This window comes from Achromobacter agilis (genome assembly GCF_900496965.1).
GTDB classification, from domain to species: domain Bacteria; phylum Pseudomonadota; class Gammaproteobacteria; order Burkholderiales; family Burkholderiaceae_B; genus Achromobacter; species Achromobacter agilis.
In genome coordinates this window covers 176,737-203,078 of sequence record NZ_UFQB01000006.1, presented here as the reverse complement: position 1 = coordinate 203,078, position 26,342 = coordinate 176,737, and the positions used below count along the sequence as shown (strand labels likewise).

The following is a 26,342-nucleotide window of genomic DNA, read 5'->3' as shown; positions in this document are numbered from 1 at the left end:
ACACCGCAAAAATTCCGGGGGAGACATCATGAACAAGAAGCTATCGCCGTTTCTGGTCCGTGGCGCGGCCATCATGCTGGCGCTGTCGGCCTGCGTCGCGGGCACGCTGCTGCCGGCTCGCGACGCGCAGGCGCGCGAGATGAAAATCGCAACCATCGCCGCCTCCAACAGCCCCTGGGACCACGCCATGCGCGCCTTCGCCGACGAGGTCGCGAAACAGTCCAACAGCGATCTGCAGGTCCACGTCTACACGGACGGGCAGCTGGGCGACATCAGCAAGATCCTGTCATCCATGCAGCTGGGCACGCTGGACATGGGCTATTTCGGCTTGGGATCCGTTGTATTGCTGCGGGGCGCTCAGCCCCTGAACATCCTGTATGCGCCTTACCTGTTCAAGAGCGGCGAGCAGGCGGAGCGCATCATCAACAGCGAAGAGTTCGCCAGGATCTTCGACGACGTCGCCAAGAAGTCCGGCGTGCGCGTGTTCGCGGCATTCGGCATCCGCTCTCCCCGCGCGCTGCAAACCGTGTCGCGCGCGGTCAACCGGCCCGAAGACGTCAAGGGCCTGAAGCTGCGGGTTCCCTCCATTCCCATTCTGAAGAGCACCTTCGAGACGCTGGGTGCACAGGTCGTGCCCCTGGGAATGACCGAAATCTACACGGCGCTGGGCCGCGGCATGATCGACGGCCAGGACAACGGATTCGACCTGTCGATTCCGTTGCGCTTCCACGAAGAAGCCAAATTCTGGGCCGCCACCGACCATGCCTACGAGCTGACGGGCTGGTTCATCTCCGAACGCGTCTGGCAGGGGCTGAACGACAAGCAGCGCCAGGCGCTGGTCGATGCGGCCAAGGCGGGGGGAAAGGTCGCCACCAAGCTGGACAAGGAACTCGACGACAACGCGGTCAAGCTCCTGAAGGATGCCGGCGTCACGTATACGCAGCCGGACAAGGCGGCGTTCAAGGCGGCGCTCGCCACCGTCTACCAGCAATACGAGGGCAAGGACTGGCCCGCCGGCATGGTCGAACGCATCCAGAAGATGCAAGAGTAAGCCATGGGCGCCCCCCTGCCTGCACCGGCCCGGACCCGCGCCGCGGCGTCCGAAGGATCCACCTGGCGCGGTGCGCTCCTGCGCGCGGACCGCATCGTCTGCTGGATCGGCAGGTTGAGCGTTGCGCTCACGCTGGCCGTCGTGCTCGTCTTCTGCTTTGCGCAAGTGCTGGACCGCTACGTGCTGAAGTCGCAGTTCGACGCCTGGGACCAGATCGCGCGCATCGGCATGCTGTGGTGCGCCTTCCTGGGCGCGGCCATGGCCCTGCGGGAACGCCGCAACGTCGTGATCGACATCATCGACAGCCATTTGTCCGAGCGCGCGCGGCGCGTGCGCGACCGGCTGTTCGACGCCACGCTGCTGGCGCTGGCCGCGACTCTCTTCTACAAGGGCCTGGACGTGGTCGAGGTGGGGCATTTCCAGGACATCGTCGGCACGCCCTTCACCTACGCGGTGAGCTATGCCGCGCTGACAGCGGGCATGGCGCTCTTCATGCTGTTCCTGGCCTTGCGCCTGCTGATTCCGGACGCGCCGGCTCCCCATGACGCCTTCGCGCGCGAGGAAGGCGAAAACGATATGCCAGGAACGCATCCATGATCCTGTTCTCGGTCGTCCTCTTCATCGTCCTGATCCTGGTCGGATTGGACATCGGCTTCGCCATGATCACCGCGGCCATGATCGGCATGCTGTTCAAGGGCGGCGGCGGCGTGGACATCGTGCAGGCGCCGCTCTCGATGCTAGGGGGCATCGACGAGACGGCGCTGGTCGCGATCCCCCTCTTCATCCTGGCCGGCGAACTGATGAACCGGGGCGGCGTGACGCTGCGGCTCATCAACTGGTCCATGGCCATGGTCGGCCACATGCGCGGCAGCCTGTCGCAAGTCTCCCTGACCACGAACCTCGTCATGGCGGGAATCAGCGGTTCCGCCGTGGCGGACGCCAGCGCCATCGGCACCGCGATGATCCCTTCGATGAAAAACGAGGGCTACCGCCGCGGCTATCCCGAGGCGGTCATCGCCTGCGGCGCCATGCTAGGCCCCATCCTGCCCCCTTCGATCCCCATGATCGTCTATGCGGTGCTGGCCAACCTGTCGATCATCCGCCTGTTCCTGGCCGGTATCATTCCCGGCTTCATGTTGTTGACCGGCTACATGGCCATCTGCGCCTGGCAGGCGCGCCGCCATGGCTACAAATCGCGCCCGCGGGCGAGCTGGCCCGAACGGGCACGGGTGACGCGCGCGTCCATCTGGGCGCTGATGATGCCGGTCCTGATCATCGTCGGCATACGCTTCGGCCTCCTGACCGACACTGAGGCTGCAGCCTTCGTCGCGGTGTACGCGCTGCTGGTCGGGCTGGCCGTGTACCGGGAATTGAAGGTGGGGGAATTGGGCTCGGCCTTTTATGCCGCCGGACGCACCATGGCCGTCGTCCTGTTCCTGCTGGCCGCCGCCGGCCCGTTCAGCTGGCTGATCAGCGAATCGCGCATCGCGGCCACCATTGCCAAGAGCATCCTGAGCATTTCGGAAGAGCACTGGGTCGTCCTGCTCACGGTAAACGTGTTCCTCATCCTGGTCGGGAAAATCCTGGAGCCGCTTCCGGCCATGATCATCACCTTGCCCGCGCTGCTGCCGATCGGCGCCCAGCTGGGACTGGATCCCATCCAGTACGCCATGATCCTGATCCTGAACCTGATGACGGGCATGCTGACCCCGCCGGTCGGCATCCTGCTGTTCGTCACGTCCGCCGTGGGCCGGACCCCGATCGGCCCCATCGTGCGCGAGGTCATCCCTTTCTTCATCTGGTCGCTGATCGTGCTCGCGCTGATCTGCGCCTTTCCGCCCCTAACCCTCTGGCTGCCAGGCCTGGGCGGCTAGGGCCCGCTCACGCCCGGCAACCTCCGACAACGACGCAGACATAAGCTATGCCACTCTCCGGAATCCGCATCCTGGACCTGACCCGCATCATCTCGGGCCCTTATTGCACCTCCATCCTGGCCGACATGGGGGCCGAAGTCATCAAGATAGAAACACCCGGGGAAGGCGATCCGGTCCGCCGCCAGGGCGTGATCAAGAATGGTCTGAGCTGGTACTTCGCAAACTACAACCGCAACAAGAGATCGGTCGCGCTGGACCTGTACAGCCAGGAGGGCAAGGACATCCTGCGCCAGCTGATACCCACCTGCGACGTCGTGATCGAAAACTACCGTCCCGGCATCATGGAAAAGATGGGTTTCGGCGACGATGCCCTGAAAGCGCTGCGTCCGGACATCATTCATTGCAGCATCAACGGCTTCGGCACCTCCGGTCCGTATCGCGACCGGCCCGCCTTCGATTTCATCGCCCAGGCGATGAGCGGATTCATGAGCCTGAACGGCGGCGAGAACGATCCGCCCATGCGCGCGGGCCCGCCCATCAGCGACCTGGTCGCGGGCATGAACGGCGCGCTGGGCGTGCTGGCCGCGCTGTTGCGCCGCGAACGCACGGGCCGCGGAGATTCGATCAGCGTCAGCCTGATGTCCAGCATGATCGGCCTGCTCAGCTTCCAGGCCGCCAACTACTTCGCCAGCGGCGAGCTGCCCCCGCGCACCGGCAACGACCACGGGATCGTCGCGCCCTACGGGCTGTTCGAGACGGCGGACGGCCAGGTCGCGATCGCCCCGTCCAACGACGCCATGTACGACAAGTTCCTGGATGCGCTGGCGCTGCAGTCCCTGCGCTCGCATCCCGACTTCCAGGCCAACGCGGACCGCATGCTCAACCGCGCATCGATCAAGGCCGTCATCGAGGCCCGCACCCGCCAGGAAAGCAGCCGCTATTGGATAGAACGCCTCAATCAGTACGGCGTGCCCTGCGGACAGGTGCTGAACCTGCGGGAAGTTTTCGACGACCCCCAGGTGGCCGACCAGGACATGGCGATCGACGTGCCCCATCCCGACGGACAGCAGGTGCGCATGCTCGGGTTTCCGATCAAGTTCGCGGAATCGCCCTGCCAGGCCCGCACGCCCGCGCCGTCGCTGGGTGGAGACACCGAGGCGGTGCTCCGCGAACTGGGCCTGCCGGAAGACCGGATACAGGAGTTGCTCGCGAAAGGCGCCGCCTAGGGAGGCTGTCCGCCCCCCGCTCCGCAGCCAGCGTCAAGAATCTGCCCGCAGTCAACGACGTCCGGCAAGCATGACCGGATGCGCCCCACAAAGTAATGGAGACGAAAACCATGATGCTACGTGCTTTGATGTTCTCGGCCTGCGCGCTCGCCGCCAGCGCCCCCGCGGCGGCCGCGGATCCTTACCCCAACCAGCCCATACGCGTCATCGTGCCGTTCACCCCCGGCGGCGGCACCGACTTCCTGTCGCGCACCGTGGCCGCCAAGCTGTCGGATACGGTCAAGTGGAACGTCGTCGCGGAGAATCGGCCGGGCGCCGGTGGCACCATCGGCATCGGCACGGCGGCACGCGCCAAGCCCGACGGCTACGAGATCGTGATGGGCCAGGTCGACAATCTGGCGGTGGCGCCGTCGCTCTACAGCAAGCTGTCCTACGACCCGATCAAGGATTTCGAACCCATCGGCATCGTCGGCGAGGCGCCCCTGGTCGTGGTCGCGGGCAAGAACGGCCCCTATAAGTCACTGAAGGACCTGATCGAGGCCGCCAAGAAGGCCCCCGGCACGATCAACTACGGCTCGCCGGGAGCCGGCACCATCACTCACCTTGCGGCCGAACTGCTGCAACTGCAGGCCGGCATCAAGCTCGTCCATGTGCCCTACAAGGGTTCGGGTCCGGCCATGGCCGACCTGCTGGGCGGCCAGGTGCCCGTGATCTTCACGTCCATTCCTTCCGCCGCGCCGCAGATCAAGGCCGGCAGCGCCGTGCCCCTGGCCGTGACCTCGCTCAAGCGCAGCCCCGCCATGCCCGATGTGCCCACCGTCGCGGAACTGGGATACCCCGACTTCGACGTGCGCGTCTGGTACGGGCTGCTTGCCCCCGCGAAAACGCCCAAGCCCATCATCCAGACCCTGAACAAGGCATTGAACGACATCCTCGCGCAGAAGGACGTGCAGGACGCCCTGGCCGCGCAGGGTGCCACCGCCATGCCGACGACGCCTACGCAGTTCTCGCAGACGATCGCAGCGGACCACAAGAAATGGCGGTCGGTCATCCAGGCCGCCAAGGTGAAGCTCGAATAGGCCGCGCGCACCGATATCAACCCCCGGATTATCGGTAGAAACGCCGTAGATCAGACGCATGCATCGCCTCGTGCATATGCATGAGCCTCCCTGGGAGAGCCGCCGCAAACCCGCAATTTCAGCGGGTTTGCGGCATTGACAGCGTCAAACCCAATTGTGACGATGACCCCGGTGCCACAGGTTTCAACGTGGCGCGAGTACGGGAGGTTCATCATGTCAATATCGTGTAGACGATTGGAGGATGTGATCGCGGTCTCCGCAGCGGGAGTCCAGTACAGAATCGAGAGACATCTCGTTCAACAACCCACGACGGATCCGAATGTTGATGCATGCACTGTCTTGAGCTGCCGCCTATCCACGGGCGGCACCGTAATTAGGGAGGGTGACGGCGTGTACCGACTGGAATCAGGTGAAATACTCCGGGCAGTCGACCGGCGCAGGAAGAAAAACAATCACGAAGGCTGAAAACAAAAGCCCGCTGGAGAAAGCAGCGGGCTTTTTGATGGACGCTCGATGCGTCTAGCGGCCGGCGCTGCGGCGCAGCCGCTCGACCTCGGCCAGGTTCAGGCGCTTCGCTTCGTCTTCGGCATAGTCCCGCTCGCCCGACTCGTACGCCCCTTCGTAAAGGCATTTGCTGCGGTTCGGTTTGCACTCGGCGCTGACCCGGGAGGCGCTGGACACCTGCCGTTCCGGTTTGCCGGGGCTGGTCGACGAGCACGCGGAAACCAGCGCGGCCAGACACAGTGCGGCGCCGAAGCGGCCCAGGAATTGAATCGACATTGCCCTACCCCTACAAAAAAGCTGCAGCCGTCTTTATAGCAAGCCTGCGGGGCTGTTCAAAACTGCCTGGGGCGTATTCCGGAAACTGATCGCCATCCGGTTGTAGGCATTCATCAGGCTGATCGCGATGGTGAGGTCGACCAGTTCCTTCTCGGCGAACACCTTCCGCGCGGCTTCATAAGCGACATCGGGCACCCCGGTCCGGTCCACCAGCGTCACCGTTTCGGCCCAGGCCAGGGCGGCGCGTTCGGCCTCACTGAACAGGCCGCCGCCTTCCGGCCATGCCTGGACCAGGGCGAGCTTCTCGATGGGCACGCCCAGCTTCACAAGATCGCGCGTGTGCATGTCCAGGCAATAGGCGCAGTTGTTGATCTGCGAGATACGCAGATAGACCAGCGCCACCAGATCGGCAGGCAGGCCGCTCTGCGTGACGTAGCCATAGACGCCGCCCAGGGCCTTCGCGCCGTTCGGCGCAACCTGGTTGTAGTCGATTCGCTTGCTCATGGTATTCATCCTCCAGGGTTATTTGATCGGGGTGGTCAGGACCTTGTCGCCAGTGTCGACCACAAAGACCGCGAGCAACTTCGCCGGCTCGGTCTTGCTTGCGTTGCGGCTGACGGAATGGACGGCATTAGGCGGTTCGAACCAGCTTTCGCCAGCCCGGTAGGTGCGCGTCTCGCCATCATTCACCTTCGACTCGATCGCGCCGGACAGCACATAGGCGTAGATGAAGGCCGACTTCGCGTGGGAATGAGGCACCGACGCGGCGCCAGGCGCATAGTCGACTTCCACTGTGACCATGGATTTGCCTGGGATATTGGTGATGGGCTGGTCGAAAACCTTGCTAACAGTTTCCGCCGCTTCGCCGTGGGCCAGAACGGGGGACGCGGTCACAACCGCGAGGCAGGCCCATGCAGCCGTGGCCAGGGATTTGATCTTCATCGGGACTTGCTCCTTGCATAGGGAAAGTCCTTCCAATTTATTCCTTGGCAAGGCCAATAAAAAGAACCAAAAATATAAAATAATCGTGTACCACGAACGAAACCGCCGCCCATGGACCTCCGCATCGACCGTTCGGCCAAGACCCCGCTTGCCGAGCAAATCCGACAAAGAATCGCCGCCGCGATCGAAAGCGGCGCCCTCGAGCCAGGCGCGCGCCTGCCCTCCTGGCAGGACCTGGCCGCCCAGCTCGGCGTTGCCCGCGGGACCGTCCGGACCGCCTACGAACGGCTCGACGCCGCGCAGCTGATCGTGGCGTCCCGCGCGACCGGAACGCTCGTGGCCCAGCGCCCACGGGCCAGGGCAAGGAAAGAGCAGCGGGCGGATCCCGGGTCCTTCCTGGAGACCTACCGGGAAATGACCCAAGGCCCCGCCTTCTTCCAAATGGGCGTACCGGCCGCCGAGACCCTTCCCAAGACGCTGCTGGCCCGCATCCGATCCCATGCCATCCGCGCGGAAATCGGCGCCGCGCCTATCTATCCGGATCCACGCGGCGAACCGGGGCTGCGGCAGGAGATCGCGGGCTACCTCGCCGTCGCCCGCGGCATCGACTGCTCCCCATCGCAAATCATCGTCACCGGCGGGTATGGCGCCGGACTGGGCCTGGCGCTTCGTGTCCTCGGCGTCGAAGGAAAGAAAGCCTGGATCGAAGATCCGGGCTTTCCCTTCGCGCGCAAGGGCCTCGAGCTCGCACGGATGTCCGTGGCGCCCATTCCCGTCGATGCCGGCGGCATCGATATCGACCAAGGGCTGCGCCGGGCTGCCGACGCCAAGCTCGCGGTCGTGACGCCCGGCCAGCAGGCGCCGCTGGGGCCGACCCTGACGCTGGAGCGACGCCTGAAGCTGCTCGACTGGGCCGCGGCGAGCGGGGCCTGGATCATCGAGGACGACTACCTCAGCGAACTGCAGCTGACCGGACGCGCCGCTCCGGCGCTGGCATCGCTCGACCGCGCGGGACGCGTCATCCACATCGGATCGTTCAGCAAAACGATCACGCCCGCGCTGCGCCTGGGATTCATCGTCGTGCCTGCCGGCCTCATGGCCACGTTCGCCGAAGCCGCGGCCTGTCTTGCTCCGCCTCCGGGGCCCGCCGTGCAGCTTGCGATCGCCAGGTTCATGCAAGAAGGCCACTATCTGCGGCACCTCCGCCGCACGAAGCGCGCCTACGCCGCCAGGATGGAAGACCTGCTGGCGCAGCTGCGCCGGCATTTCGACGCCGACCACATGATCTCGACGGGCCTGGCCGTTCTGCTGCGATTGCCCGATGGCGCGCCGGACCTCGCCATTGCGCGCGAGGCGCTGGCGTTCGGCATGTTCCCCACCCCGCTTTCGGTCTGGTACGCATCTCCGCAGGGACGCCGATCCGGACTCTTGCTGGGGGTGGCCACGTCGCCCATCCGGGAACTCGCAAGATCCTGCGACCGCCTGGCCGATATCGTCAAAAGGTTCGCTTGAAGCCTGGGCCGGGCGCGCCCGCTAGTAACGGTATTCCAGCACCTCGTCGCCCGCGTCATTCAGCGCGCCGGTCGAACGCCAGCCCAGATGGCGATAAAAGCCATACGAGCGCACGGCCGGATCGGTTGCGCAGCCCAGGAACAAGCGGGTGTGGCCAAGCGCCTTCAAAAAGCTGGCCGCCATTTCCAGGACCGTCTTGCCCACCCCCTGCGCCTCGTACTCGGGCAGCAGCGCCAGCACGACGATTTCACCGGTGTCCCGGTGGCCGAAGCAATATCCGGCGAGCTTGGCGCCGTCCAACGCGACAAAACCGGGGTACAGGCCCTCGGCAATTCCCGCCGCCCATGTTTCGGCCGTAATGCCGGCCGCGGCCAGTTCGGCCTCGGATACCGCATTTTCGCGAGTCATGCCGCGCAGCATGACGCAGGCGGCGGCGTCCTGCGGGATCGCGGGTCTATAGGTGATGAGCATGATTCCTCGACTCGACAGGCGTCGAAAATGGCGGCGGGATTTTTGCCGCCGGACTTCTAGCCCCTATTCATGGCTGCGCCATCGCGCCATTCACCAACCGCCATATGCCCTGCGGATTGGTTTTTTTCAGGGCTGCCGGAAGCAATCCGTCCGGAAGGTCCTGATAGCATACCGGACGCAGGAACCGATCTATGGCGCTGCTCCCCACCGAGGAGTACATGGGATTGGAGGTCGCCGGGAACGGGCCGCCGTGCACCATCGCATGGCAGACCTCGACGCCGGTCGGAAAGCCATTGGCCAGGATCCGGCCGCACTTGCGTTCCAGCACCGGCAGCAGGCGGCGCGCGGCGTCGTGATCGCCCTCGTCCAGGTGCAGGGTCGCCGTGAGCTGGCCTTCGAGCAGATCGGCCACCTGCAGCAGCTCGTCGACACTGCGCGCCTTCACCACCACCGACGCGGGGCCGAACATCTCGGCCTGCAGCGCCGGGGTGCGCAACAGGCGCTGGGCATCCGTCACGTACAGCGCGGCCTGGGCGGCATTGGCCTGCCCGGCGGCCTCCGAGCCGCACGCCACGCGCTCGACGCCTTCCAGGGCGTCCACCTGCGCCCGGCCGTCCAGGTAGGCGGCGTGGATACCGGGGGTCAGCATGGTCTGCGCAGCCTTGGCGCTAAGCGCCTTGGCGGCCGCGTCCACGAAACGCCCCAGGTCCGGTCCGTCGATGGCGAGCACCAGGCCGGGATTGGTGCAGAACTGGCCTGCGCCCATCGTCAGCGAATCGGCGAAGCCCTGGGCCAGCGCCTCCGGCCGCGCCGCCAGCGCCTGCGGCAACAGGAACACGGGGTTGATGCTGCTCATCTCGGCATACACCGGAATCGGCTCGTGGCGGCTGTTGGCGATGCGTAGCAGCGCCAGGCCGCCCTGGCGCGAGCCCGTGAAGCCCACGGCCTTGATGCCGGGATGGGCGACGAGCGCCTCCCCGATGTCCCGGCCGGCGCCGATCAGCAGCGAAAAGACCCCCTCGGGCATCCCTTGTCGCTGCGCGGCCCTCTGGACCGCCCGGCCGACGAGCTCCGAGGTGCCCAGGTGCGCGCTATGCGCCTTCACGATGACCGGCGCGCCCGCGGCGAGCGCGGAGGCGGTATCGCCGCCGGCCACCGAGAAGGCCAGCGGAAAATTGCTGGCGCCGAACACGGCCACCGGCCCCAGCGGGATCTTGGCCAGGCGCAGGTCGGCGCGCGGCGCCGGCTGGCGCTCGGGCTGGGCGGTATCGACGGTGGCTCGCAGGAAATGTCCGTCGCGTACGACTTGCGCGAACAGCCGCAACTGGCCGGTGGTGCGTGCGCGCTCGCCGGTCAAGCGGGCCACGGGCAAGCCGCTCTCGGCATGGGCGCGCTCGATCAGCGCGTCGCCCAGCGCCATGATCTCGTCGGCAATGGCTTCGAGGAACGCGGCACGGCGCTCCAACGGCAGGTTGCGATAGGGGTCGAAGGCACGGGTGGCCAGGCCCACGGCACGGTCCACGTCCTCGCGCGAGCCGAAGCCGAATGGCGGCTCGGCAATCTCGGCATTGGCCGCGGGATTGAAGGCGCGCTGGCTTCCAGCCTGGCCGCGGACGGCTTCATGGCCGATCAGCATTTCTCCGGTGAGTTGCATGAGAGAGGGTTCCTGTTGGAGGGTTGGGATGGGAAGAAGCGGCGGAATTCAGTCGTCCAACGGCTGGCCGCTGCGGTCGCGCGCCATGGCCACGGCCACAATGGAGACCAGCGCGCAAACCGCGAGGAAGAGCACCACGGGCACGTAGCTGCCGCTGAAATAGGCGATCAGCGCGGTGGCGATCAGCGGCATGGGACCGCCGACGAGCGCAGCTCCGATCTGGTAGCCGAGCGACATCCCGGTGTAGCGGATCGACGCCGGAAACGCCTCGGCCAGCAGCGTCCCGATCATGGCGCCGTAACTGGCCCAGATGATGCCCAGGCCCACGACGATGGCCAGCGCCGCGGCGGGGACGGACTTCTGGTCCAGCAGCCAGAAGTACGGGAAGATCCAGGCGAGGAATGCCAGGCTGCCCAGGATGAAGACCTTCTTGCGGCCGATCCTGTCGGACAGATGGCCGAAGAACAGCATGAAGGGAAACGCGATCAACGCGCAGACCAGCACGATGTTGAGAATCGTCGAGCGCGCAAAGCCGTGGTCCATCATGTAAGAGATGGTGAAGGTCGCGTACAGGAAGAAGGTCGATGTCTCGATGACCTTCGCGCCGATCGCGATCAGCACCTCGCGCCAGTGGTGCTGCAGCGTCTCCTTGAGCGGAATGCGCGCGCTGCTGCGCGTGGCCTGGATCTTCTTGAACGAAGGCGTCTCGCCCACGGCGTTGCGGATCCACATGCCGATCATCACCAGCACGATGGAGCCCACAAAGGGAATGCGCCACCCCCAGGATAGGAAGGCTTCCTCGCTCATGCTGGCGCTGAGCATCGACGTGATGATGTTGCCCAGGGCCAGGCCCAGCACCGCGCCGGTCTGCGGCACGGCGCCATAGAAGCCGCGCTTGTTGCGCGGCGAATACTCCACCGCCAGCAGCACGCCGCCGCCCCACTCGCCGCCCAGCGCGAGCCCCTGCAGCAGGCGCAGCAGCGTCAGCAGGATGGGCGCGGCCAGGCCGATCTGCGCGTAATTCGGCAGCAGCCCCATCAGCACGGTGGACAGCCCCATGATGGACAGCGTCATCGCAAGCGTCTTCTTGCGGCCAACGCGATCGCCGATATGCGAAAAGATCACACCGCCCAACGGCCGGATCAGGAACGCCAGCGCGAAGGTCGCCAGCGCCAGCATCTGGCTCACCAGCGCGTTGTCGCTGGGGAAGAATTGCTTGGCAAAAATGATGGACGACATAGTTCCGTAGAGGAAATAGTCATACCATTCGATGGTGCTGCCGACGGCGCTCCCGAAGAGCGCGCGGCGACGCTCGGCATCCGGAACCAGGGCTTCCTTGGAATCCCGGGAATCCAGGGAATCCAGTGCGTTTAAAGCAGTGCTGCTCATGTCTCCACCTGCATTTTTCTATGATTGGCTATGGTTTCGTCGCGCACGCCCATGAGCGGCCGGGCTCCGGCCGCTCATGGGCGTGCATGGATGGATGTCACATCGATTGCCGCAGCATTTCGACGTAATCGGCGGCCGACGCTTCCCGCGGATTGGTTCGGTGGCTGTGGTCGGCCAGCGCGCCCTGGACGATACGGTCGAACAAGGCCTCCGTAACGCCGAGCTGCCCCAGCCCCGTCGGCAATTGCAGCGCGCGGGACTTGGCCACCAATGCATCCTCGATCGATTCCGACGCCGGCAGGCCCATGGCCTGCGACAGGCGGGCGATCTTGTCCTCTCGCGCCACCGATTCAGAACCGCGGTTGTAGCGGATCACCGCAGGCAGCAGGATGGCGTTGAGCGTGCCATGGTGCAGCTTGGGGTTGATACCCCCCAGCGAATGGCTGAGGCTGTGCACGCACCCCAGGCCCTTCTGGAACGCCAGCGCTCCCTGCAGCGAGGCGCTCATCATGTTGGTGCGCGCTTCGATATCGGAAGGCTCGTGGAACGCCCGCTCGATGTGGCGCCAGGCGCGCCACAGGCCGTCGAGCGCAATGCCGTCCGCCGGCGGATTGAACGCCGGGGCCAGGAAGGTCTCGATGCAATGCGCGATCGCGTCCATGCCGGTCGCCGCCGTAAGCCCGGCGGGCAGGCCCAGCGTGAGCGCCGGATCACAGATCGCCACCTTGGGAATCACATACGGCGAAAGGATGCCGACCTTGCGGCCATCGTCGAGGATGATGATGGCGCCGCGCCCGACTTCGCTGCCCGTGCCCGCGGTGGTGGGAATGGCGACAATGGGCAGCGTGGCGGCGGTGATGCGCTGCAGCCCGCCCTCGATCAGCGCAAACTGGCGCAGCGGCCCGTCATGGCGCGCAGCGACGGCCACCGCCTTGGCCAGATCGATGGACGATCCCCCGCCCACGGCAACAATGCCATCGCAACCGCCCGCCTTCAAGGCTTCGACGCCCGCGCGTACCGCCGATTCGGACGGGTTGGACGGCGTCTCGTTGAAAACGGTGCCCTGCTGGCCGAGTACGGATTGGACCTTGCCGACGATGCCGGCCGCTTCCACGCCCTTGTCCGTCACGATGCAAGGTTTCGCAATGCCCAGCTTGCCGCAGACCTCTTTCAGTTCAGCCAGGGCGCCTGCGCCGAAACGCACTTCGGTCACGTAATTGATCAAAGCCATATTGCCTCTTCGTTAAAACAGTTTGCGAAGGGCAGTCTAGGGAGGCAGCCAGTTTCGGTACACTGACAGCTTGCGATAGAGATATAACTTTTCCTCATAGTGAGCCCTGCCCCAAGTCTGAATTCCGTGATGTCGCGGCTGCATGCCAAGCAGCTGCGGCTGCTCATCGCCATCGAGGAAAGCGGCTCCCTGCTTGGCGCTGCGGACAAGGTGGGACTCACCCAGCCCGGCGCCAGCAAAGCCTTGCGCGAACTGGAACAGACCTTTCAGGTCGAGCTCTTCGAGCGCACCAACCGAGGGTTAATACCTAATGAAGCCGGGAAGTGCGTGTTGCGGTTCGCGCGCCTGATCCAGGCCGACATCAATAACCTGAGGTTTGAACTGGACGCGATCGCCAGCGGCGCGGGCGGACGGCTGGCCATCGGCACCATCATGGGCGCGGTGCCCCTGCTGACCGATGTGATTTCCGACCTGCTTCAGCAGCAGCCGCGCATGACGGTAGAGGTCGTGGAGGACACCAGCGAAACCCTGCTGGACCTGGTGGACCGCGGCCGCCTGGACGCGGCCATCTGCCGCTCCTCGGTCAGCCGGAATCCGGACATTTACGAATCGCTCTTCATCAAGGACGAGGCGCTCTCGGTGATCGCCAATGTGGATCACCCGGCCATGGGCGCGAAATCCGTGGAGTTGACCGAGCTGCAGGACAGCCGCTGGGTGGTCTATCGCGCCCACATGCCCATGCGCCGGCTGCTGGAACGAGAGTTCCACGAAGCGCAGCTCAACTTCCCGCTGCACCTGGTCGAGACCACATCCACCCTGACGACGCTGTCCCTGCTCAGCCGCAACACCGATCTGGTAGCCCTGGTGTCCGACGACGTGGCGAACTACTTCTGCCGCCACCACCTCGTCGGCGTACTGCCCCTGCAGCTCAAGTCGCGCAGCGAACCCTATGAACTGGTGCTGAGAAAAGGGGCCAAGCGCAGCCCCACGCTCAATCTGCTGCTGGAGTCGTTGAGCAAGGTCCAGGGAGGCGCCGCACACGAAGCCTGATCCGAAAAGAAAAAAGGCACTCCGCTTTCGCGCAAGTGCCTGATTTCATTTGAATTCGGTGGGGTGGCTGATGGGACTCGAACCCACGACAACCGGAATCACAATCCGGGGCACTTTCCAGCGTTTATGCCGCCTGCCGAGGAAATTATTCTAATAAACCGAGCTTCTAGGCTTCAGGATCGACCCCATTGGCGATCGCAGTGATCGGAATCGGCGAGCCCAGAGTCTTGGACACGCGACTGCACACCGCCTGGCGGCGATGACCGAATCCCCGCACGCCATGCCCGGCGCGCGGCCGTCGATAGCGGGAGGGCGGAGAAAGCAAAAGCCCCGACCGGGATATCCGTATCGGGGCTTTGGATTGTGTGGAGCGGACAGAGGGAATCGAACCCTCGCTGCGCGGCTTGGAAGGCCGGCGGCTCACCATGAGCATGCCCGCAGAAATGCAAAAACCCGCCGGCTTTCGCCAGGCGGATTCAGATGGATGATGATGGTTTAGGCAGACGGATGCTCAGCTTGAGCGTGTTAGCCTGATCGTAATAACTTGATCGACCAGCCTCTCAGGGGCTATCGGGCATTGCATTGTCTCTTCGGTCCCGGGACATGCACCCGACGCAAATTCCCCAACAGACATCGCACTGATCTCAAGCGTTGCCCAGTGGATTAGCCCGTTCGCTCTATCGCATCTGCCATCTCGCGCAGTCGGTTTGCCATATCGTACCTGTTCATTTGCTGAACCGGCATCGCGCCGCCTATCGATACACATGAAAAAGCCTACCGTCAGGCAGACTGGCAGATCGTGCTCAGGAAGGACTCATGTGAGCATCGACCAAGTAACGCCCATGATTTATGGCGGCATCTACCGCCAATACGGGGCTTGAAACAAACCCTCCTGAGGCAAAAATCGGCACCACTTGCGGTTCGTTCAAGTCATGTTGATCCGAAACGACCTCCAATGCCACTGTTGCGGTAAAGGCGGGCCGTCGACTGCCACCAACCGATATGCGCGAGACGCTAGCCGTCAGTCGATAACCTTTGTAGACCATGTTGTTATGAAACATTAGTCCTCCGCGCCTCTTCATCAGTCCAGGGCCGTTGTTCACAACGCGCGAATTTGCGTTGCATGCGGGCCTTTAGCCCCTTGCGCGGTGACATAGCTCACACGTTGATTCTCGACCAGAACTTTATGGCCGTCACCGCTGACGATTTCAGAGAAATGAGCAAATAGGTCCTTGCCACCGTCCTCTGGCATGATGAACCCAAAGCCCTTAGCATCATTGAACCACTTGACTATTCCGGTTTCCATTCTTCGACTCCATACATGGCGGGCAACGCCCGAAAAAGGAGCTAGTCAAGGAAAGGACTGCGAACAATGAAGCACCCTGAAGGGCACAAAACCGGACGAAAATCGCGATGCTCGAAAAGCCGCTAATCGACTATGGGCGCGCGTCCCCCGAAAGTCAACCTACGTTTCCAATTAGCACCAAGCCGCGGTTGGAGTCTAGGCTGCGCGGGCCGATCTTGCATAGCGCACCACCTCCGCTAGGTTTTGTGTAACCACCTTCCATTGTGCCGATGTGCACATGACAGGTGGCGTATGCTGAGCATTTAAAGATTGGACGCGCGTCACCTCGCCGTCTTCCATCTGGGAGTGCAAACATGCGCCGAGTACAACGCCAACAGAATCTACCTTCTCTGCTTAACACGCAATGGGTTACGTTCGCACAATTGGCAAAAGTCACGTGAGAGAGATCAGAAGGTCCATTGCTAAATTCGCGCATGCCTTTGTCAAGCTCCTACCGCCGCCTCAAAACGCGAAAAGAGCAGCAATTGCAAGAACCAAACCAATTCATGCAGCCATTTCGTCACCGTGGCGCATCTACCGCATCTATGCTCGCCCAGGTCATCTGCTCATTCGAAATGAACAAAGCCAAATACTCGACCTGGGGGTCGTGAAGGGACAAATACCCAACCTCACCTATCGACTTTTCATTCGCGACTTGAGCGGTCGGGGGTTCGCGAATCGCACTGAATTGCTCGATGATATCGCTCGCCGAATCGAAGCTGGCGAAGTTGGCAACGAATTGCTTGCCCTTCCAGAGTGGAATAAAACACCCGGAGCAGATTTGGATCGTGGCACGCATGTGGACGTGTCCATGCGTGTTAAGCGTTGAAGCATGGGTTAGTTCACAGCCAGCGAGCAATGTAGAAAAGACGCAAGAAAAAACCCACCTGCTTTCGCGTGGCGGGCTTCTTTGTACGCACTTATTCAAAGTGACTAAACGGGACGAACTTTCGCAGAGAAAATTCAACCCAGCAAGAGGGTCAGTCACACAGTCCTTTCGCCGACAGAAGGTCCGCCGCGTACTCCATGGCGAGCGCTTCGACTCCCTACTGGCCCGCTCCACGCTCGCCCCCTTCTGCTTCGTAGTGCGTGTCTCATACAGCCAGAGCTTGATCTAGCCGTTGTGATTGGTGGCTGTAGCCGCGCTGACGCCCGCTCGCTCCGCCGCCTCCGATAGCTTCACGTCCTTGCCGAAGTACCGCGCAACGATATCCGCCACGGCATGGCCGATGTTAACCCGTGCCATGGGGTCAGCCGAAACCCCGAGCGGCCGCGTTCTCGCAAGCCGGAAAATGTAGAGGTGAACACCTTCCTGGAAATCGCCAAGGCCCGCGGTGAGGGCAGCTACATGACAGCCTTGATAGGCTTGATGGTAGGCATCACCGGGCGTCGTCGGGCCGAGATCCTTGGCCTGGAGGAATCTGCACTCACGCAAGATGGGGTGAAGGTTCAGGCGGCCAAGATAAAGGCGACGGACGCCTCCCGGGAGTACTTGATAGCGTGGTCGCCCCTCCTCAGCAAGCTTCTGGCAGAAGCCGTACGCCTATCGAAGAGACACGATACCCCATACGTGTTTGCTGCCCGCTCGGGCGCCCCCTATACGGATTCCGGCTTCAAAGCCAACTGGTCAAAGATCATGGCCGACTTCGTGAAATCTGGAGGCGAAAGGTTCACGGCTCACGATCTGCGGGCCATGTACGTAACGGAAATGGTCAGCCGGGACAAGAACCCGGAAACACACAAAAACGCCGCAACGACTCGTCGCGTGTACGACCGGCGCAGAAAGGTGAAGGTAACTCCGACCTTCTAACCAATTAGAAAGGGCGCGAATTATTAGAAATATGATGCCCGCGCAAAAGAAAACAGCCGCTCTAAGCGGCTGATTTCTAAGGAATTTTTGGGGTGGCTGATGGGACTCGAACCCACGACAACCGGAATCACAATCCGGGACTCTACCAACTGAGCTACAGCCACCACTGGTCCTGCTTTCTTCGCTGCGCCGCCTTGAAATGAGAAGGTCATCAACGAAGAGGCCGAATTCTAGCACGTTTTTTAAGGCGATGTAAAAGCGGGCGGCGGCGCCCGACTTGCCAGGCTGTGCCGCCTTGATATCCTTGCGCATTGTTCCCCTCTGGAGGCTGTCGCTTACGCCATCGCCATGGACCGCATACACGCTATTTTGATCGATTACTGGCCCCATCTGGTATTTGCCATCAGCATCGTGGCCGGGACGGGCGCGGCGGTGCATGCCGCAATGACCAAACAGGACGTGCGGGCGGCCATCGGCTGGGTTGGGGTGGCACTGTTCTCGCCGTTGTTCGGGGCCTTGTTCTATTTCGTGGCCGGGATCAACCGCATCCGCAAGACTCGGCTGTCGCAGCAACGCGACGAAGCGATGGTGGTGGATGCGGAACAGGTCGAGACGGCGCCCGTGGACGTGGCGCCGATCTCCGGACCACAGTTCGCGTCGCTGAAGGTGCTGGGCGACCGCGTCAGCCGGTTCCGCCTGCTGGGCGGCAATGCGGTGCAGCCCCTGGCCGGCGGCGACGAGGCCTATCCCGCCATGCTGCAGGCGATCCGCGACGCGCGCCATGCCGTGGCGATGCAGAGCTATATCTTCGACAACGACCCGATCGGGCGCGAAATGGCCCAGGCCCTGATCGAGGCGCAAGCGCGCGGCGTGGAGGTGCGCGTGCTGATCGACGCCATCGGCTCCAAGTACTCCCGCCCTCCCATCGTCCGCATGCTGGCCCGGGGCGGCGTGCCGGTGGCGCGCTTCATGACCAACCCGCTGGGCGTGCTGCGCATGCCCTACGCCAATCTGCGCAGCCACCGCAAGGTGCTGGTCATCGACGGCCGGGTGGGCTTCACCGGCGGCATGAATGTGCGTGCCGCCTTCGTAAGCGCCCTGGCCGGCGCCACGACCAACCGCGACACGCACTTTCGGGTGGAAGGGCCGATCGTGACGCAACTGATGTCGGTGTTCGCGCACGACTGGAACTTCACCACGCACGAATCGCTCCCGGCCAAACCCTGGTTCGATCCCAGCGCCATGCCGCGCATCGGGAGCGTGCCGATGCGCTGCGTGCCGTCCGGCCCGGACCGCGCGCTGGGCAGTTCGCACAATATGCTGCTGGGCGCGCTCGCCGTGGCGCAGCGTCACGTCCGCATCCAGTCGCCCTATTTCCTGCCCGACCAGACGCTGATCGGCGCGCTGGCGACCGCCGCGCGCCGCGGGGTGGTCGTGGATATCGTCATCCCGGGCAAGAACAATCTGCGGCTGGTCGACTACGCGATGACGGCGCAACTGGACCAGGTGGTGCGCACGGGCTGCCGGGTCTGGCGCTCGCACGGCGCGTTCGACCATTCCAAGCTGATGACGGTGGACGACGCTTGGGCCTATGTGGGGTCGTCCAATCTGGATCCCCGCAGCCTGCGGCTGAACTTCGAGCTGGATACCGAAATCTACGACCCCGCCGTAGCGCGCTGGATCGCCGCACGGGTAGACGAACTGATCGGCGGAGCCAAGCGCGAAACGCTGGAAGGCCTGCAGCAAGCGCCATTCGCCAAACGCCTGCGCAACAAGGTGATCTGGCTGGCAACCCCTTATCTGTGACGCTGCCTGCCCATCTACGGTAATCTTGCGCGATGCGCTACGAACTGACCGATCTCCGCCTGTTTCTCGCGATCGCCGAGGCAAAAAGCCTGTCCGGCGGAGCCAACGCGGTCCACCTGACCGCCTCGTCGGCCAGCTATCGCCTGAAGAACCTGGAGTTCGCGATGGGCGTGCCGCTGTTCAAGCGCGAGGCGCGCGGCATGGAGCTCACGCCGGAAGGCGCCTTTGTCCTCAAGCACGTGCGTTCGCTCCTGGCAGGGGTCGAACGCATGCACGGGGAGGTCAGCGGCTTCGCCAGCGGGCTGAAGGGCAGCGTCAAGCTGTTCGCCAACAGCAGCTCGCTCAACGGATTCATCGTGCCCAGCCTGAGCCGTTTTCTGTCGGCCAACCCCAACGTCAACATCCTGCTCGAAGAGCGGTCCAGCAACACCATCGAAGCCGCCATCGCCGGCCAGGAGGCCGACATCGGAATCTTCGCCGGCCGGGCCAAGTCCGCCGGCGTCAACGCGACACGCTATGCGGTCGACGAGCTGATCATCGCAGCGCCGTTGAACCACCCCATGGTGGAGAGCTCGCCGGTGCGCTTCCCGGCCGTGCTGGACCTGGACTTCGTCTGCATGAGCCGGACCAGCAGCAACTATATTTTCCTGCGCGACATGGCGAAGCTGGCCGGCAAGACGCCCAAAGTGCGCATCCACGTGCATACCTTCGACGCAGTGCTGTCCATGGTGGAGGCCGGCGTGGGCGTATCCTTGGTGCCGCGCAGCGTCGCGGCCGCTGCGCTGCGCGAAGAGCGGATCGCGGCCGTGGCCCTGCGCGAGCCCTGGGCGCTGCGCGAGCTGACGCTCGTCACCCAGGCCGGCGTGCCGCCCTCGCCTTTCGTCGAGCAAGTGGCCGAATACCTGCTGGACGACCCTATCGTGGCGGCCACGCGCGAACCGGACTGAACGTCTTCCCGCACAAGCGGTTCAATTGCCCTGGCAAGCCTGCGCCGCGACGATGGTGCGCTGGATGCTGCGCGCCAGCCGGTCGGCGGTAAGGCCATAGGCGGGCAGGCGGCGCCACAGGACCAGGCCGCCCGTCTGGGGATCGATGCCGGCGGCGGCGCCGGCCAGGTTCTGCCCCAGGTAGGCATCCCGCAGCAGTTCGGCGGCGGACTCTCCATCCAGCGCTACCGGCTCCGAGCCCACGGGGGCCAGCACCAGCACCTCTTCTTCCTCCGCGTCCCAGGCGAGTATCACCGCCTGCCCGGGCTGCGGCAGGAGCACGCAATGTTCATTCTCGAGGGCGGCGGGCGGCAAGCCGGCCTGCGTGCAATAAGTGTGGACCAGTGCAAGAAATGTGTCGATGTTCATGGGGCGGCGCGTTTGGCGAAGGAGTCAGGCCGGAAGATCAGGCGAAATTGGCCGGCGCGAAGACCGGCTGCTCGGGCTGCATGGCGGGCTGGGCCTGGCTCGCATTGCGCGGCAGCTCGAGACGGGCGCGCCAGCTCATGGCGGCGTCGCTGAAAGCGTGGAGCCTGCCCGCCAGCGCGTCATCGTCCAGGTCGGCAAGATCCAGGCGCAACATCAGCATCGCGTGATGCCGCGTATCGTCCAGGGCCAGCGCGCCACCTGCGACCGAACGCCAGGAGGTATTGCCCGCCAGCATCAGGGGGTAGATACGGGCGCGCGCCTCCGGCGCCACGGCGCCCAGGTCGGCGGCCAGCACCAGCACCTGTACCTCGCCTTCGACGAAATACTGCAGGAGCAGGGTAATGCCATCGACAAGCAGCGCTCCCGCGCCGTGCTCGTCAAAAAGCGTGTCGTCCTGGCCAATGGCCTTTGCCATGGCGGCCAATTTTGCGGGCAGAGAGATGGACATGCTGATTTCCTTTAGGTGCGCGATGGGTGCTTGTGCTCGATGATGGAACGGGAGGACAGCATCCCGCCGAAGTCCGCCAGCCTATCCACGGGCACGCGCAGCGAAAGCACCGTTCTATCGGGGGAAATCTGCAGAAAGTCCTCATTCCGCCCGATGATCGGCTGGAGATAGCGCTGAAGGTCGTTGCGCATCTTGGCGACGTCGCTCTTCGATGCGGGGCACGTAAACACCACCTCGTTGGTAGCGGCGTCCTGGCCGATATGCCATTCCTTGCGTTTCGCGGAATCGGTGATCTGCGGATAAAGGAGTTGGATGCCGCTGGAGGTCTTCGAGGTCGTGGGAGAGGTGAACTTTTCCAGGCCGTCGAGCAGGTTGAGGGAAACGTCGCGCAGGCTCGTGTGAGCGTCACTGGCGGGCGCCACGCCAAAATCGAAATCGTCCACGGCCAGCCGTTCCTGGAAAATCTGCAGGATGTCGTCGCGGCGCCCCTCGTATTGCGCCTTGATGTTCTGGATGTGCTGGTCGAAATTAGCGGCAGCGGGCCGCGCATTGCCGAATTGCTGGGAGTACAGGTCGAACAGCTGGCCGTCGGCGCCGGACTCCCTCAATCTGGCGATCTGGCGCACGCCCTCCATCTTCTCGGACAGCGTGCTTTGGTCGAACATGGTGAAGTTCTTGTAGCCCTGGCCCGGAACGACGCCAGGCTGCTTGAACGAAAAATCGGATCTGATGTCACCGCGCCGGCCCAACAGGTCGCCTTCCAGCGCATGGCCGGGGTCGATGCCCACGAAGGTATTGCCTACGTAGCCCTTGTTGCCGCCCTTGGAGCCGAGCGCGTCGCGGTCGGCCATCAGCAACAGCAAGATCTTGTTACGCCCAAACTCCACCATGGTGGGATCCAGCCTCGGCGGCCCGCTGAAGACGCCAGGCGCGTCGCCCTGTGCCTGCGTATTGCGCACCAGCACGCCGTCCTTCAGATAGCGCTCCCCGCGCAAGGGCTTGCCGTCGAAGTCGCTGAAAGAGTTTCCGTTCGCGCCGTCCACGTGCGTGCCGTCCAGCATGAGCTTGGGCGTGCCGTCCGCGTATTGGCCTTCCACGATCTTGAGCTTCTGGCTCTGGATGCCCAGGCTGCGCATCAGGTCGTTGGCCAGCGCCTCGCGCACCGCCCCTTCGTTGCGGTCCTTGGCGGTAGCGCCCGTGTACCAGCGGTGCAGCACGCCTTTCGACTTGTCGAGGGGAATCTGGTACTTGTCCCCGGACTTGTCGGCTTCGTAGTAATCCAGCTTGATGTAGTGGTTCTTGTTGAACTTCGGCATGGCGTCCATGACACCCTGGCGCAGCCGGTCCAGCATTTCGTTGGCCTGGCCGGCGCGGGTAGCGTCGGCCGTCTGCGTGCTGCCGGCGAAGGCTTCCTGCACCAGTTCCCTGGCCAGCTCAGCCTCGAATCCGGCATCCAGGCCATTGTTGGCCCGCAAGCCCGCCAACACGTTCGGCGCGGCCCCGTCCGTATCGGGCTCCAGCAGTTCGGCGGCGGATTCGGCATGGGGCGAACCGGATCCGGCGATGACCGCCAGCGCCCGCTGCAGCATGGCATCCAGGGCCTGGTCGCTGGGCGCTTGCGGCTGGGGATTCGCGGCGAGCCAGCCCGTCGCCAGCTCCAGGGCCTTGGCATGGAATTTGTGCTGCGGATTCTGCAGCTTGGCAGCATCGCCAGGGGTCCAGTCGCGCTTGGCGATGAAACCCGGTTCGACGCCCTTCGCCTTGTCGCCCATGACCCGGTACCCGGCCACGTTGCCCTGGAAAGCATTGCCATTGACCGGAGCATAGCGCTGGCCGAACTGGGGGACGGGAGCGCCCTGCGCCTGGGCCAGGACGCGGCTCAGCCCCTGCCCGATCGCCGCGGCGAAGTTCTGGAACTGATTCCCGATGCTGGCGAGCAGACTCGTTTGAAATTGACCCGATGCTCCCTGCACTTGCGTAACCATGGCGTTCCCGTGAATCAATGTTCGAAGGGCGACGGGCGCGGACTGGCCCGCCAGGCTCATGGTCTAAGTAACGGGACGCCGAGGAAAGTTCCAACGGCGTCCCCGCCTGATCGTTCAGGCTTTATGCGTCCCCATTAGCCCCCTCCCGGGACGGACCCAGGCCGGCGCCTTGGCGACGGAGACGCCATCACGCTTTTGCGCGGCGCTTGCTTTCCAGAAACGCGTTCATGAACTTCTGGGGCTCGCCGGTATTGAAGGCGGCCCCGAATTCCGCCACGCTGTCCTCGATCGCCTCGTCCACCGACATCGTCTCCCAGCGGCGCAACAGCTTCTTCTGCTGGCGCAGCGCCGCCGGGCCGAGCGCGGCGAAGCCTTCGGCCAGCTTGCGCACGGCCGCGTCCAGGTCGGCCTGGGGCACCGCGGCGTTCACCAGGCCCCAGTCCAGCGCGCGGCGCGCGTCGATCAGTTCGCCGGTCAGCAGCATCCAGGCGCTATTGGCGGCGCCGATCAGCTGCGGCATGAGCGCGGCGTGGATCACCGAGGGGATCCCCACCTTCACCTCGGGCATGCCGAACTGGGCGTGGTCGGCGCTGATGCGCAGGTCGCACGCCAGGGCGAATTCCAGGCCGCCGCCCAGGCACCAGCCCGGAATGCGCGCAATGACGGGCACAGGGAAATGGCGGACCGCGTTGCAGAGGTCGCGCAGATTCGAGATGAAGCGCTGCGCCTTGTGTTCGTCCAGCGCGGCCATTTCCGCGATGTCGGCGCCGGCCACGAAGGCGCGGTCGCTTGCGCCGCGCAATACCAGCACGCGCACCGAGTCGTCGTCGCGCAGGCACGCCAGCGCCTCCCGGAGGCCGTCGATGACCGGCGTGCTCAGGATGTTCAGCGCGCCGGCGTCCTGCATGGTCAGGGTGGCGATGCCGGACGCGTCGATGTCGGCGTGGGCATGGGGAACGGTAAAGGTCTTGGTGCTCATAAGGGTTCCTTGTTACTGCATTTTCTCGAACTTGATTTCCTCGACCACGGTCTTCCAGTGGCCGTAGGACTGCGCGATCAGCGCGCCGAACTCGTCGCGCGACATCGGACTGGGCACGGCGCCCTGCTTCTCGATGGCCGCCGCGGTGGCAGGATCCGCCAACGCTTCGCGCACGGCGGCATTCAGCTTGTCCAGCACGGGAGCCGGCGTTCCGGCCGGCGCGGCCAGGCCGAACCACGAAGGGTTGTTCATCGCCGGCAGGCCGGCCTCGGCGTAGGTCGGCACGTCGGGCAACACCTTGAGCCGCAGCTTCGCGGCCACGGCGAGCGGGCGTATGCGCTGGCCCTGAATCAGCGGATTGGAAGAAGGAATGTTGTCGAACACGACCTGCACCTGCCCCGCCACCAGATCGTTCAGCGCCGGCCCCAATCCTTTGTAGGGAACGTGCAGCATGCGGGTGCCTGTGGTCTTCAGGAACAGCTCGCCGTTCATGTGGCTCAGGCCGCCGTTGCCGGACGAGCCGAAGGCGTACTTGTCCGGGTTGGCTTTCAGCAGCTGCAGGAACCCGGCCAGGTCCTGCGCAGGCAGCGCAGGGTTCACCACCAGCACGTTGGGCACGTCGGCCAGGTTGCTGATGGGTGCGAAATCCTTGACCGGGTCGTAGGCGCTCTTTGCATAAACGTTCGGATTGACGGCATGGGAGCTTTCGACGGCCATCACCAGCGTATAGCCGTCGGCGGGCTGTTTGGCGGCATAGGCCGAACCGATACTGCCGCCAGCGCCGGGCCGGTTTTCGATGACGACGGATTGGCCCAGCCGCTCGCCGAGCTTGTTGCCGACCACGCGGGCGATGATGTCGGTGGTGCCGCCCACGGCATACGGAACGACCAGCCGGATGGGGCGGTCGGGATACTCGGCGGCGGCCATGGCCGGCACGGCCAGGCAGGCGCATGCCGCGGCCAGATGGAATCGCAGGGGTTTCATTATTGTCTCCTCGGATGATTTACAGAATGGCGGAGTTCGGCAGCACAGCTTCCGTGTGTTCGCCAAGCAGCGGCGGCGGCGCGCCCAGCGCTTCGGGCGGCGAGCCGGCCAGCAGCGGGTTGCGCACCAGGCGCAGCGCGCCCAGCGTAGGGTGCGTGGCGGTCTGCAACAAACCGCGGTGCAGGACTTGCGGATGCGCGAAGACTTCGTCCAGCGTGTGAATCGGCCCCCACGGCACGCCCGCGGCGTCGAAGGCGTCCGTCCAGCGCTTGCGCGCGGCGCCCGCCAGCGTTGCGGCGATCAACGGCCGCAGGCTGTCCATGTGCGCCAGGCGCGCGCTGTTGGTGGTGTAGCGCGCATCCGCCGCCCATTCCGGATGACCGGCGGCGGCGCTGAATCGCGCGAACTGGCCGTCGTTGCCGATGGCCAGGATCAGGTGGCCGTCGGCGCAGGCGAAGACCTCGTACGGCGCGCAATTGGGATGCGCATTGCCGCTGCGCTTCGGCGCTTCGCCCGACACCAGGTAATTGGCGCCCTGGTTGGCGTTCAACGCCACCGCGACGTCCAGCAGGCAGATATCCAGCGGCATGCCTTGCCCGGTCTGGTCGCGCTGCCGCAGGGCCGCCAGCACGGCGGACGTGGCATACATGCCCGTCATCAGGTCCACCACCGCGACACCCGTGCGCAGCGGCCCGGCGCCGGGCGTGCCGTCGGGCTGCCCGGTGTAGCTCATCAGCCCGCCCATGCCCTGGAACACGTAGTCGTATCCGGGCTTGCCGGCCATGGGGCCGGACTGGCCGTAGCCGGTGATGGACAAATAGACGAGGCGCGGATTGATGCGGGCGAGCGAGGCGTAATCCAGCCCGTACTTGCGCAGCCCGCCTGCCTTGTAGTTCTCGACCAGGACGTCGGCGTCGGCCACCAGTTCCCGCACGCGGGCCGCGCCTTCCTCCGTGGAGAAATCGATGGCGACGGATTGCTTGCCGCGGTTGCAGGCCATGAAATAGGCCGACATCGATGCGCTGCCGTCCGCCGAGCGCAGGTCGGGCGGCCCCCAGCCGCGCGTATCGTCGCCGCGTTCGGGATGTTCCACCTTGATGACCTGTGCGCCAAGATCCGCCAGGTTCTGGGTGCACCAGGGACCCGCGAGGATGCGCGACAGGTCCACGACTTTTACGCCGCGCAGGGCATTGTGAAGCATAGAGTCTCCGTGATTCAGACGATCCGGAAAATTATGCGGGCCGCGTTGCGCGGTGAGGAGTCGAATGTTTCGAACACTGCGTTCGCCGGCGTTCAAGCGACTGGCGCGCC

At 64.4% G+C, this 26,342-nt stretch carries 26 protein-coding genes and 2 tRNA genes; 11 read left to right on the top strand and 17 right to left on the bottom strand.

Annotated elements, in window-relative coordinates; all coding sequences use genetic code 11:
- Positions 1-28: 28 nt before the first annotated feature.
- The 5 genes from AGI3411_RS09950 (at position 29) to AGI3411_RS09930 (ending at position 5,230) form a co-directional block, all read left to right on the top strand.
- Positions 29-1,051 carry a TRAP transporter substrate-binding protein gene (locus tag AGI3411_RS09950; RefSeq protein ID WP_129527204.1) on the top strand — a complete coding sequence of 341 codons (1,023 nt, stop codon included), beginning with the start codon at positions 29-31 and terminating at the stop codon, positions 1,049-1,051.
- A gap of 3 nt (positions 1,052-1,054) precedes the next feature.
- Complete coding sequence (locus AGI3411_RS09945) at positions 1,055-1,648, top strand: TRAP transporter small permease (RefSeq protein WP_129527203.1); 594 nt, start codon at positions 1,055-1,057, stop codon at positions 1,646-1,648.
- Entirely contained in the window at positions 1,645-2,925 is a 1,281-nt protein-coding gene (locus tag AGI3411_RS09940; RefSeq protein ID WP_129527202.1) for a TRAP transporter large permease, read from the top strand. Before AGI3411_RS09945 ends, AGI3411_RS09940 begins: the two co-directional genes overlap by 4 nt.
- Before the next feature lie 47 nt (positions 2,926-2,972).
- A complete protein-coding gene (locus AGI3411_RS09935; RefSeq protein ID WP_129527201.1) occupies positions 2,973-4,151 on the top strand; it encodes a CaiB/BaiF CoA transferase family protein in 1,179 nt (392 codons plus the stop codon).
- A gap of 113 nt (positions 4,152-4,264) precedes the next feature.
- Positions 4,265-5,230, top strand: coding sequence for a Bug family tripartite tricarboxylate transporter substrate binding protein (locus AGI3411_RS09930; protein WP_129527278.1), 966 nt, complete (start codon positions 4,265-4,267; stop codon positions 5,228-5,230).
- 519 nt (positions 5,231-5,749) lie between these two features.
- Here AGI3411_RS09930 and AGI3411_RS09925 read toward each other — a convergent pair.
- From AGI3411_RS09925 to AGI3411_RS09915, 3 genes are read right to left on the bottom strand one after another with little or no spacing between them, the layout of a single operon-like run.
- Positions 5,750-6,010, bottom strand: a complete 261-nt coding sequence (locus AGI3411_RS09925; protein ID WP_129527200.1) for a hypothetical protein — start codon at positions 6,008-6,010, stop codon at positions 5,750-5,752.
- Between the two features lie 33 nt (positions 6,011-6,043).
- Complete coding sequence (locus AGI3411_RS09920) at positions 6,044-6,514, bottom strand: carboxymuconolactone decarboxylase family protein (protein WP_129527199.1); 471 nt, start codon at positions 6,512-6,514, stop codon at positions 6,044-6,046.
- Positions 6,515-6,532: 18 nt separating this feature from the next.
- On the bottom strand, positions 6,533-6,952 hold the full coding sequence (locus AGI3411_RS09915; RefSeq protein WP_043547259.1) for a cupin domain-containing protein: 420 nt from the start codon (positions 6,950-6,952) through the stop codon (positions 6,533-6,535).
- Between the two features lie 111 nt (positions 6,953-7,063).
- Between AGI3411_RS09915 and pdxR the strand changes: the two genes are divergently transcribed.
- A complete protein-coding gene (pdxR, locus tag AGI3411_RS09910; RefSeq protein WP_129527198.1) occupies positions 7,064-8,464 on the top strand; it encodes a MocR-like pyridoxine biosynthesis transcription factor PdxR in 1,401 nt (466 codons plus the stop codon).
- A 21-nt stretch (positions 8,465-8,485) separates the two neighbouring features.
- Here pdxR and AGI3411_RS09905 read toward each other — a convergent pair whose 3' ends face one another.
- The 4 genes from AGI3411_RS09905 to AGI3411_RS09890 form a co-directional block, all read right to left on the bottom strand.
- The gene (locus tag AGI3411_RS09905) at positions 8,486-8,935 is read right to left on the bottom strand and encodes a GNAT family N-acetyltransferase (protein WP_129527197.1); all 450 of its coding nucleotides are present in this window, start codon (positions 8,933-8,935) and stop codon (positions 8,486-8,488) included.
- 67 nt (positions 8,936-9,002) lie between these two features.
- Positions 9,003-10,589: an aldehyde dehydrogenase (NADP(+)) gene (locus tag AGI3411_RS09900; protein WP_129527196.1), complete on the bottom strand. Its 1,587-nt coding sequence runs from the start codon at positions 10,587-10,589 to the stop codon at positions 9,003-9,005.
- 48 nt (positions 10,590-10,637) lie between these two features.
- A complete protein-coding gene (locus tag AGI3411_RS09895) occupies positions 10,638-11,978 on the bottom strand; it encodes an MFS transporter (protein ID WP_129527195.1) in 1,341 nt (446 codons plus the stop codon).
- Between the two features lie 97 nt (positions 11,979-12,075).
- Positions 12,076-13,209 carry an iron-containing alcohol dehydrogenase gene (locus AGI3411_RS09890; RefSeq protein ID WP_129527194.1) on the bottom strand — a complete coding sequence of 378 codons (1,134 nt, stop codon included), beginning with the start codon at positions 13,207-13,209 and terminating at the stop codon, positions 12,076-12,078.
- Between the two features lie 129 nt (positions 13,210-13,338).
- Here AGI3411_RS09890 and AGI3411_RS09885 point away from each other — a divergent pair, with 129 nt between their 5' ends.
- Positions 13,339-14,259 (top strand): LysR family transcriptional regulator, encoded by a 921-nt coding sequence (locus tag AGI3411_RS09885; protein ID WP_129527193.1) that lies wholly within the window; start codon positions 13,339-13,341, stop codon positions 14,257-14,259.
- Between the two features lie 366 nt (positions 14,260-14,625).
- Here AGI3411_RS09885 and AGI3411_RS09875 read toward each other — a convergent pair.
- Positions 14,626-14,698: transfer RNA gene (locus AGI3411_RS09875), tRNA-Gly, on the bottom strand.
- Positions 14,699-15,358: 660 nt separating this feature from the next.
- Complete coding sequence (locus AGI3411_RS09865; protein ID WP_054453614.1) at positions 15,359-15,565, bottom strand: cold-shock protein; 207 nt, start codon at positions 15,563-15,565, stop codon at positions 15,359-15,361.
- Positions 15,566-16,001: 436 nt separating this feature from the next.
- On the opposite strand from AGI3411_RS09865, the gene AGI3411_RS09860 reads away from it, so the two are divergent.
- Complete coding sequence (locus AGI3411_RS09860; protein WP_129527191.1) at positions 16,002-16,433, top strand: hypothetical protein; 432 nt, start codon at positions 16,002-16,004, stop codon at positions 16,431-16,433.
- A gap of 285 nt (positions 16,434-16,718) precedes the next feature.
- Here AGI3411_RS09860 and AGI3411_RS30515 read toward each other — a convergent pair whose 3' ends face one another.
- A complete protein-coding gene (locus tag AGI3411_RS30515; protein ID WP_279638346.1) occupies positions 16,719-16,850 on the bottom strand; it encodes a hypothetical protein in 132 nt (43 codons plus the stop codon).
- Between the two features lie 54 nt (positions 16,851-16,904).
- Here AGI3411_RS30515 and AGI3411_RS09855 point away from each other — a divergent pair, with 54 nt between their 5' ends.
- Positions 16,905-17,414: a tyrosine-type recombinase/integrase gene (locus AGI3411_RS09855; RefSeq protein WP_165359125.1), complete on the top strand. Its 510-nt coding sequence runs from the start codon at positions 16,905-16,907 to the stop codon at positions 17,412-17,414.
- An 88-nt stretch (positions 17,415-17,502) separates the two neighbouring features.
- Here the strand turns inward: AGI3411_RS09855 and AGI3411_RS09850 are convergent.
- Positions 17,503-17,578, bottom strand: a tRNA-His gene (locus tag AGI3411_RS09850).
- 184 nt (positions 17,579-17,762) lie between these two features.
- Here AGI3411_RS09850 and cls point away from each other — a divergent pair.
- Both cls and AGI3411_RS09840 read left to right on the top strand, forming a co-directional pair.
- On the top strand, positions 17,763-19,220 hold the full coding sequence (gene cls / locus AGI3411_RS09845; RefSeq protein ID WP_129527189.1) for a cardiolipin synthase: 1,458 nt from the start codon (positions 17,763-17,765) through the stop codon (positions 19,218-19,220).
- A gap of 32 nt (positions 19,221-19,252) precedes the next feature.
- On the top strand, positions 19,253-20,167 hold the full coding sequence (locus AGI3411_RS09840; protein WP_129527188.1) for a LysR family transcriptional regulator: 915 nt from the start codon (positions 19,253-19,255) through the stop codon (positions 20,165-20,167).
- Positions 20,168-20,188: 21 nt separating this feature from the next.
- Here AGI3411_RS09840 and AGI3411_RS09835 read toward each other — a convergent pair whose 3' ends face one another.
- The 6 genes from AGI3411_RS09835 to AGI3411_RS09810 all read right to left on the bottom strand — a co-directional run bounded on the left by AGI3411_RS09835 (position 20,189) and on the right by AGI3411_RS09810 (position 26,232).
- On the bottom strand, positions 20,189-20,575 hold the full coding sequence (locus tag AGI3411_RS09835; RefSeq protein ID WP_129527187.1) for a type III secretion system chaperone: 387 nt from the start codon (positions 20,573-20,575) through the stop codon (positions 20,189-20,191).
- A 37-nt stretch (positions 20,576-20,612) separates the two neighbouring features.
- Entirely contained in the window at positions 20,613-21,083 is a 471-nt protein-coding gene (locus AGI3411_RS09830) for a type III secretion system chaperone (protein ID WP_129527186.1), read from the bottom strand.
- Between the two features lie 11 nt (positions 21,084-21,094).
- Positions 21,095-23,068 carry a hypothetical protein gene (locus tag AGI3411_RS09825; RefSeq protein ID WP_129527185.1) on the bottom strand — a complete coding sequence of 658 codons (1,974 nt, stop codon included), beginning with the start codon at positions 23,066-23,068 and terminating at the stop codon, positions 21,095-21,097.
- A gap of 187 nt (positions 23,069-23,255) precedes the next feature.
- Positions 23,256-24,047: an enoyl-CoA hydratase gene (locus AGI3411_RS09820; protein ID WP_129527184.1), complete on the bottom strand. Its 792-nt coding sequence runs from the start codon at positions 24,045-24,047 to the stop codon at positions 23,256-23,258.
- A 12-nt stretch (positions 24,048-24,059) separates the two neighbouring features.
- On the bottom strand, positions 24,060-25,031 hold the full coding sequence (locus AGI3411_RS09815) for a Bug family tripartite tricarboxylate transporter substrate binding protein (RefSeq protein WP_129527183.1): 972 nt from the start codon (positions 25,029-25,031) through the stop codon (positions 24,060-24,062).
- A 19-nt stretch (positions 25,032-25,050) separates the two neighbouring features.
- A complete protein-coding gene (locus AGI3411_RS09810) occupies positions 25,051-26,232 on the bottom strand; it encodes a CaiB/BaiF CoA transferase family protein (protein WP_129527182.1) in 1,182 nt (393 codons plus the stop codon).
- Positions 26,233-26,342: the final 110 nt, after the last annotated feature.

What these genes read in the sequence shown, in the direction of transcription:
- AGI3411_RS09810 (WP_129527182.1), bottom strand. Translation starts at nt 26,232, where the DNA reads ATGCTTCACAATGCCCTGCGCGGCGTAAAAGTCGTGGACCTGTCGCGC.
- AGI3411_RS09840 (WP_129527188.1), top strand. Translation starts at nt 19,253, where the DNA reads ATGCGCTACGAACTGACCGATCTCCGCCTGTTTCTCGCGATCGCCGAG.
- AGI3411_RS09935 (WP_129527201.1), top strand. Translation starts at nt 2,973, where the DNA reads ATGCCACTCTCCGGAATCCGCATCCTGGACCTGACCCGCATCATCTCG.
- AGI3411_RS09865 (WP_054453614.1), bottom strand. Translation starts at nt 15,565, where the DNA reads ATGGAAACCGGAATAGTCAAGTGGTTCAATGATGCTAAGGGCTTTGGG.
- AGI3411_RS09815 (WP_129527183.1), bottom strand. Translation starts at nt 25,031, where the DNA reads ATGAAACCCCTGCGATTCCATCTGGCCGCGGCATGCGCCTGCCTGGCC.
- AGI3411_RS09890 (WP_129527194.1), bottom strand. Translation starts at nt 13,209, where the DNA reads ATGGCTTTGATCAATTACGTGACCGAAGTGCGTTTCGGCGCAGGCGCC.
- AGI3411_RS09950 (WP_129527204.1), top strand. Translation starts at nt 29, where the DNA reads ATGAACAAGAAGCTATCGCCGTTTCTGGTCCGTGGCGCGGCCATCATG.
- AGI3411_RS09940 (WP_129527202.1), top strand. Translation starts at nt 1,645, where the DNA reads ATGATCCTGTTCTCGGTCGTCCTCTTCATCGTCCTGATCCTGGTCGGA.
- AGI3411_RS09885 (WP_129527193.1), top strand. Translation starts at nt 13,339, where the DNA reads ATGTCGCGGCTGCATGCCAAGCAGCTGCGGCTGCTCATCGCCATCGAG.
- AGI3411_RS09820 (WP_129527184.1), bottom strand. Translation starts at nt 24,047, where the DNA reads ATGAGCACCAAGACCTTTACCGTTCCCCATGCCCACGCCGACATCGAC.
- AGI3411_RS30515 (WP_279638346.1), bottom strand. Translation starts at nt 16,850, where the DNA reads ATGGCACGGGTTAACATCGGCCATGCCGTGGCGGATATCGTTGCGCGG.
- AGI3411_RS09920 (WP_129527199.1), bottom strand. Translation starts at nt 6,514, where the DNA reads ATGAGCAAGCGAATCGACTACAACCAGGTTGCGCCGAACGGCGCGAAG.
- AGI3411_RS09930 (WP_129527278.1), top strand. Translation starts at nt 4,265, where the DNA reads ATGCTACGTGCTTTGATGTTCTCGGCCTGCGCGCTCGCCGCCAGCGCC.
- AGI3411_RS09905 (WP_129527197.1), bottom strand. Translation starts at nt 8,935, where the DNA reads ATGCTCATCACCTATAGACCCGCGATCCCGCAGGACGCCGCCGCCTGC.
- AGI3411_RS09830 (WP_129527186.1), bottom strand. Translation starts at nt 21,083, where the DNA reads ATGTCCATCTCTCTGCCCGCAAAATTGGCCGCCATGGCAAAGGCCATT.
- pdxR (WP_129527198.1), top strand. Translation starts at nt 7,064, where the DNA reads ATGGACCTCCGCATCGACCGTTCGGCCAAGACCCCGCTTGCCGAGCAA.
- AGI3411_RS09915 (WP_043547259.1), bottom strand. Translation starts at nt 6,952, where the DNA reads ATGAAGATCAAATCCCTGGCCACGGCTGCATGGGCCTGCCTCGCGGTT.
- AGI3411_RS09900 (WP_129527196.1), bottom strand. Translation starts at nt 10,589, where the DNA reads ATGCAACTCACCGGAGAAATGCTGATCGGCCATGAAGCCGTCCGCGGC.
- AGI3411_RS09825 (WP_129527185.1), bottom strand. Translation starts at nt 23,068, where the DNA reads ATGGTTACGCAAGTGCAGGGAGCATCGGGTCAATTTCAAACGAGTCTG.
- AGI3411_RS09925 (WP_129527200.1), bottom strand. Translation starts at nt 6,010, where the DNA reads ATGTCGATTCAATTCCTGGGCCGCTTCGGCGCCGCACTGTGTCTGGCC.
- AGI3411_RS09945 (WP_129527203.1), top strand. Translation starts at nt 1,055, where the DNA reads ATGGGCGCCCCCCTGCCTGCACCGGCCCGGACCCGCGCCGCGGCGTCC.
- AGI3411_RS09895 (WP_129527195.1), bottom strand. Translation starts at nt 11,978, where the DNA reads ATGAGCAGCACTGCTTTAAACGCACTGGATTCCCTGGATTCCCGGGAT.
- cls (WP_129527189.1), top strand. Translation starts at nt 17,763, where the DNA reads ATGGACCGCATACACGCTATTTTGATCGATTACTGGCCCCATCTGGTA.
- AGI3411_RS09835 (WP_129527187.1), bottom strand. Translation starts at nt 20,575, where the DNA reads ATGAACATCGACACATTTCTTGCACTGGTCCACACTTATTGCACGCAG.